General features: G+C 42.2%; 2 protein-coding genes. One reads left to right on the top strand and one right to left on the bottom strand.

Annotation, left to right across the window (positions count from 1 at the left end; translation table 11 throughout):
• Positions 1–1,434: 1,434 nt before the first annotated feature.
• Positions 1,435–2,658 carry an ATP-binding protein gene (locus tag ABFQ95_06805; protein MEN8237229.1) on the bottom strand — a complete coding sequence of 408 codons (1,224 nt, stop codon included), beginning with the start codon at positions 2,656–2,658 and terminating at the stop codon, positions 1,435–1,437.
• 509 nt (positions 2,659–3,167) lie between these two features.
• Here ABFQ95_06805 and ABFQ95_06800 point away from each other — a divergent pair.
• On the top strand, positions 3,168–7,113 hold a 3,946-nt coding region (locus ABFQ95_06800), incomplete at its 3' end, for an NUDIX domain-containing protein (GenBank protein MEN8237228.1).

Here is a 7,113-nt window from a genome sequence, read left to right as displayed (position 1 = left end):
GCGCTTTGGGTGCATCAAAGAACCAATAGTTTGATCCAGCATCTCTGGAAGGCAAGGCATTAGAATGCCCGGGAGCGTGGGGGTTAGTTTTCCCAGTTTATGAAGGAGATAGGAAATGAGAAGACTTTACATTTTATCAGTGGTTCTAGCGGCACAGGTGTTTTGCTTTTGGGTGCGCTGCACCCCCAAGGGCTACCTCATGAAACAGTCATCATATATTGCTTAAATCCTTATCTACAAAGGGATACCGGCCGTTTTCAGGCTGCAAAAAGCACGTAGTATTGCACGTATCTGCAAAAGCTCTCAAACCCTTTGTAGATAAGATTTTGGGAAAAACAACGTAATCTTCATGAGGTAGCCCTGGGGAGTACCGTGATGCTACAGACTATTATCTTTCTTCTGGCTATCATTCTGATCGGCAGCAGTACAAGCTGAAAAATTGTAATTGCTCAACCGGGGGTTCAAGGAATTCAGGATCTATGCGGATTTGATCGCTTTGCTTGGCTGATGGAAAATTTTTATCCGCATAAAATAAGGGGTTTCCAGACACCGGTTGAGCAATTACGAAAAATTAACTGTTGACTGCCGAGCGCGGAGTAAAGGCGCTGAGGTTTGGTAAATTGGGGCGCCATTGATCAATACTCGACAGTCACCTGACCTTCTCACAAAATGAGCACAGAGTCCATGGTCTCGTATCTAAAAAACGTGTAAAAATATAACCTGAGAGTTTTGAGTCGACTGTTCAACTTTATCCGAAATGGGCTTTGCGTATTGCGGAGAACATGAACACCTTCGGCGGAGGAGTGAACACTCCCGGCGGAAGTGTGAACGGTCTCTGCGCTCGATGCAAAAAATTGTTCACGCTTTTCTGCCTAAAGTGTTCACGGTTTTTCGCCGCGACCGTTCACGTTCTCCGCAATACGCAAAATTGTATGATGACGAGAAGCGAGCAGTTTACATGTGCCCTGTATACCCGTCCCGGGCATAAATGGCGCTTTTCATTAGCAAAAATTTGACTGCCGTGCCACCGGAATGTGGATCATAAACTCATAGTGCCATAGTGATGCCAGCACATCAGTGATCCAGCATATCAGAAATAAGTCATTCAGGAAAAGCACCATTTATGCCCGGGACGGGTATATCCTCTTTTTTTTGCAAAAAAGGGAGGATAGAAAAACGAAAAAGGAGTACTGACAATGAAAAATGTAGCAGGGCAGAGCCATGCAAAAACAGTGTCGCGTAGCGTCCTCATTTTAGTGCTATTGGTTTTACGTCCTATTCCACTTGAAACGTCGAAGAGCCATCGGCTTCTGGTATGATGGTCAAGATGGATCAAAGTGCTTTTTATCCAAAACTCAGGTTAAACTAACAGGGGGATATGCTGCCTTTGAAATTACGATTGCAATAACCGTTACGTGGCATTCGATAAGTTACTCACGTCCATAGAGCGCCAAACGGGACCATCCACATGTCGTCTCCAAAAGAGGCTGCGTGTTTGCCCGTGTGTAGAACCAAGCCGACACAGGAACGATCCGGGGCAATGTTTTCCTTAAACCACCGCATGTGTTTGAAATCCTTATTTGCGATATTCGATCCGGCCTTAACTTCAATCATTAGTAGAGCCCCATCATTCCGTTCGATCATAAAATCGATTTCGCGCTGTTGGCGGTCGCGATAATGCTTAAGCGTATATTGGTCGCGATCAGCGTCCACGTGCGCTGAAAGTTCATTGTATGCAAAAGTTTCAATTAATTTACCCAGTCGATAACTGTCAAATCGCACTTGGTCTTTATGCCAATCCAAAAGAGAAAACATTAGTCCTGAGTCTGCAAAAAATAACTTATCCGCTTTACCGACGCGGTCGTAATCTGTTTTTGTCCACGGTCTTACCCGGTCAATAATATAAAGTGCTTCCAATGCATTAAGATACGAACGCAGTGTGGCGCTTCGAATTGACAGGTGACTGCCAATTGCATTCAAATTGATAAATTTTGAGGACCATGCTGCTGTAACATTGACAAGTTCGCGCATTGCATCCTGGTCACGGATTTTAGTGATATCTTGAAGGTCACGATCGAGAATACTTTCGATGTAATCCTTGTGCCAACCCCGTTGCGCATGATCTTCGAGTAACCGAGCTTCTGGAAATCCACCTACACTTGCAGCATCAATCAATGCATCTCGATCATAATGTTGCTCAGGTGTTTTTAGTTCTTGCCTAAAAGCTCTTTTTAAGAACGTATGAGAGATCTCGTGAAGCTCTCCCTGACTGAGAGGGCGAAGTCGCAGTTTTGTGATACGCCCGGCAAGAGATTCTCGCACACTTGGAATAGATTGAATGTTTGTTGAACCGGTGAGCAGATATTGCCCCGGACGTGTGTCCTCATCAACAGCCATTTTGATGGCCAATAGCAAATCCGGCACTCTTTGGACTTCATCGATAATGAGAGGGCGATCGATACGTTTTACAAATGCCTGTGGATCATTCTCAGCCGCTTTTCTCAAGCCAACGTCATCAAGGGTTCGATATTCCATCTCGTTGTCCATAAGGTCACGTGCCAGCGTTGTCTTGCCGCACTGCCTAATTCCTGAGAGCAGCACCACCCTCCGGGTTTTCATAGCCTCTAGGACCAGTTTCTTCTGCCATCTCGGATACATTGGGGGTTTCCTTTGCCAATCTGACTTAATATACTCTCGTGAAATCAAAACCTCTAGTTTAATGACAGCTGCCAGCTTGCAGTTTACTTGGGTAAACGAGCACCTCGAGCGTATCAGGAAACAGAGGTTTTGATTTCACTTCAGTATAGCTGCAAAATGCACAATTTGATCCTAGCGAATAATACGATTTAAATCCAGCGAATTGTACAATTTGGACCCTGCGAGTTGATCAATTTAAATGAACTGTTGATTTTCTTATATGTTCGAAGTACTTACTTACTATTTACCAAGTTACTGGCATCGACACGCAGAAGGGTTTTACCTCTCACACCAATAAAAGTCTTGCCACACCCTGCGGTATAAAATCCAGTGAGAGTAGCAGTTGATGTCATACCAATCTTCCTTTAAGTTAGTGTCATTGGCTTTTCACAATTATTTGAAAATTTGGTTGCATTTTTATGTGATTGATTCTACATATAAATATATATTTGTTTTTAATGGTGTTATTTATGAAAAAAATTTATTATTGTCTGTATTCATTAATTGTATTGTTGTTTCTAACAGACGATTGTTTTGCATCAGTTGTTAGTCACGAAGAAAATGAGGTTAGATCAGAGGTTTCGATCCGCAAGATTAATCGCATGGCGCTTGGGGATTTCCGCGTAGATGATAACCCCAAACAGCATTATGTCTTTTTTGACGTTGATGGTGTGTTGTTGAGTGAAGGCGGCTCGCAAAAAAACGCTGATTTGTTGTCGAGCCAGACTTTGCAATTCATCCTCGGGCTACAGCAACAGGGAGTAAAGTGTTTTGCTTTAACTGCACGGCAACCGCGACGCTTCCTTGAAACTTTTCAAAGATTAAATATGTTTGGTTTAAATTTTAACCACCCTGGTATGGGTATCGACTTTTTACAATCAGGAACACGTTATTTCAAAGGCATTATCCACTCGCCGGATGATAAAAGTTCTGACGCAAGAATTTCCAGCAAATTGCAAACTTTGCAAGCATTTATGGAGCATCTTGCATCGCTTGGGCACAAATCCACACGAATTTCATTTATTGATGACAACGCGTACCACTTTGCAGAGCAATATCAGAAAAAGCTCAATTTGAATCAGCCCTTAGACCTCTACCATTACAAGCGCACATTTGCTCCACTCTATTCTTCATGGCAGGATTTAGGGGAGTATTCAAGTCAGCGGGACAAAATTCCTAATTTCTCTGAGTTGAAATTTGTGAAAACACTTTCCGGCGGATCTGGTGGTGTACAGGTTTTTATTGATCCTAATGGAAAACAATGGACTCTCAAGAGTTGGAAAAATAAACATCATGGCATCAATGAGTGCTTAGCTGGAGCGATGTACCAAAAAGCCGGTGGTCATTTCCCAAATTTTTATCTTTTCAATGATGTTCCTGAGTGTATTAAGCAGCAATTAGGGGATACGAAATTGCACAGAGGTGGATTGTATCGCTTGGCCGAATTCGTGGAAGGCTCTCAGCCAACACAAGAGCAGTTAACGGAGTTGCTGGCACCTAATTTTGCCTCACTTGCGCTTTTAAGTGCTTGGGATATCAAACCAGAAAACTTTATTATTACAGCTGAAGGAGCGCTGTATTTGATTGACAGTGGTGGCGCTCTATTGCACCGTTCGCTTGGTCACCGCAAAATGGCGACACGAGCAAAAGCAGCAAAGGATGACATGTGGTTTCGACACCAGGTGTCTGAATTTGCCAGCTTTCGTCAGGGGGATACCTTTGGAGCTCGAAATTTTGCCGAGATCACTCCGGAAAACATCAAATTGCAGATTAGCCAACTTTTGACAGCAAGAGATCAGTTGCTGCAACAGGCACGCGATTTTTGTCAAGCTGTGCGCTATGAAGATACCCAAGAGCTATTGCAGTTTTTCGAATCAAGGTTGCAGCATTTGCGGTTTTTAGATGATTTTTTTGACGGAAAAATTAACCCTAAGGCTGATCCTTTTGCATTTGCATCCCTTAATGATGCTGCTGGTACTTTGATTTATAAAATGGAAGACGGTAAGCCCTATATTTTGTTAGGCAAACGTACAAGACACAATTGGTGGGGTAATCTTGGGGGTAAAGCTGATGCGGGTGAAAGATTTTATGAAGCTGGGGCTCGAGAAACGCTAGAAGAATCAGGAGATCATTTGAATTTTCAAAGCGATATTCTCTACATGCCGTCTCATGATACGGTGACTGTTGAGGACAATTTAACTCTCAAACGGTTTCGTACCTATTTGGCCAAGGTTGATCACATCGATCCACAAACCTTATTGCAGAAATTAACTGATAGCTCCCATGCAAAAGAGTACAGCGAATTTGCCTGGATTGCAGTGGAAGAAGTTTTGCAGGCTTTGGAAAGTGGAGATTTGGTTCAAGAAGAAAATCAAGCGACAATTGCAATTGTTCCTGGTGGTCCAGTTTTGCATCCACCTTTTCTTCAATCCTTGCAACAACCGCAAATCAAGCAATGGTTGCAGGCTCTGGTGAGCGGTAAAGAAATTGCCGGTACCTGTAGCCAAAGTGTTGTTGGACATCCAGGTCTGCAAGAAATAACCGAAGTCGTTGAAGATCCTGCAACCTCGTCAGCTCAACGTATGGCCTTATGGCTGTCTTTGGCAGCACAAAAACAAGCACAACAGCAAAGAGCAAATAAACTTTTAAAAATTACCGCAGAAGCCAACACAGCTTCCCATAATATGTTGCAGCACTTATTGGATGCAGAGGCTTTTAAAATTTCTGTTCAAGATCAAATTAAAAAAGTAATTCCCTGTCTTAATCAGAAAGAGGCAGAATTACTAGAATCTATTATTGATCAGGAGAAATTTCATAACGATAAATTTGTCCTGTATCACGGCTTTGATACAGATTTATGGTTCAACTGTTGTGTGTTAAGCTCTGTGCGGCATATGCTTGATGTTTCTCCAGAGCAAACAGATATGTTGCGATCATTGGATAATTTTTCTATGGAGTATCAAAATGCCAATGACCTTTTGAACTTTATTTTGATGGGAAAAACCAACTACAGTAAAGGCTTTAAATGTGCAGGATTATCATGCAATCCCACTTTGTTTAACAACTTACGTGTATCCAGTAGTTCCACCCATGCCTATTTTTCTGGTCAATCCAGTTTGAAGCCACCGAGACCTTGGGATATTACAAAAACCATGTTTGAAACTCTTGGAATTACCACAGATGTTTTATTGCATGACCTAAAAGCTCTTTATCAAAATCATTTTGGTAATTTTAATGGAGGCGCTTTACTACAGATTTTTTTGAAATCTGAGATCGTCAATCAAGCCTGCTATATCGCGGGCAGCGTGGGGGCAACTGTTCAGGATTCTACAGATCAAACTGTGCGGCAGGCGCTTCCAGTGCTTCAATCTCTAAAGAGCGGTCAAGACCCACAAGTTCAAAGAAATACAAGCAATATTCAAGTACGCTTACTAGCGGATTTGGCAAAATTTGCCCCTGGAGCTGTGGTCGTGCAGGACTATCTTTATAATGCAAGAGAGTATAATGCAAGAGTGAATGCAGCGCAGATTAAGCAAGATCTAAAACGCATGTTGACTCCTTACCTATTTCCCATTTTGAGTAAACTTGTATGCAATCAAGAGGTTTATAGTAGTAGAGCGCCACAAACCCTAGAGATTTTGCGTAAAACTATTGGCATTGAACCGTATGAACTACAGGCTTGCCAAACTCCTAAGATTGTCAAGGCGCTTAATGATAAGCAATATGCTGAAGTTCTTAATTGCATAATTGAGGATCCCGATTGTTTGGAAAGAACATATGTCGATGATCCGGATTCGCTTACAGAAAACGTTGTTAAAGATTTACAAGAAATCACATCGATGCAGCAGATCATCTCCGATATTTCTCCAGAGAAATGCCAACAGTTATTTGCACCAGTTGAGAAACTTATGACAACTCAGTCGTGGGAAAAAGAAATGGATAAATTTTTGCAAATCGTCAAAAGTGTAAATGCCATTAATTGTCCCAATCCATCGGAATTTTGCAAGGAAGTACATCATTTAATACCCAGTTCGGCATACTCATCCGATATTTTGAGGATCCTTGAAGCTCTGGGCGCTATGAATCTGACCGATCCAGCAGGGTTTTGTCGCGCAGTTCGTCCTTTAATATCCGATGCTGCAAGCGTGCTTGGCTATTTAAAAGATATGCAATTATCTGATCCAGTAAGCTTTTGCAATGCAGTTCGTCCTTTAATAAAGGTATCAGAATACTCATCCGATGCTGCAAGCGTGCTTGGCTATTTGAAAGATATGCAATTATCTGATCCAGTAAGCTTTTGCAATGCAGTTCGTCCTTTAATAAAGGTATCAGAATACTCATCCGATGCTGCAAGAGTGCTTGGCTATTTGAAAGATATGCAATTATCTGATCCAGTAAGCTTTTGCAATGCAGTTC

Source organism: Pseudomonadota bacterium (assembly GCA_039714795.1).
Taxonomy (GTDB): domain Bacteria; phylum Pseudomonadota; class Alphaproteobacteria; order JAGOMX01; family JAGOMX01; genus JBDLIP01.
This window is presented reverse-complemented; position numbering and strand designations above follow the sequence as displayed.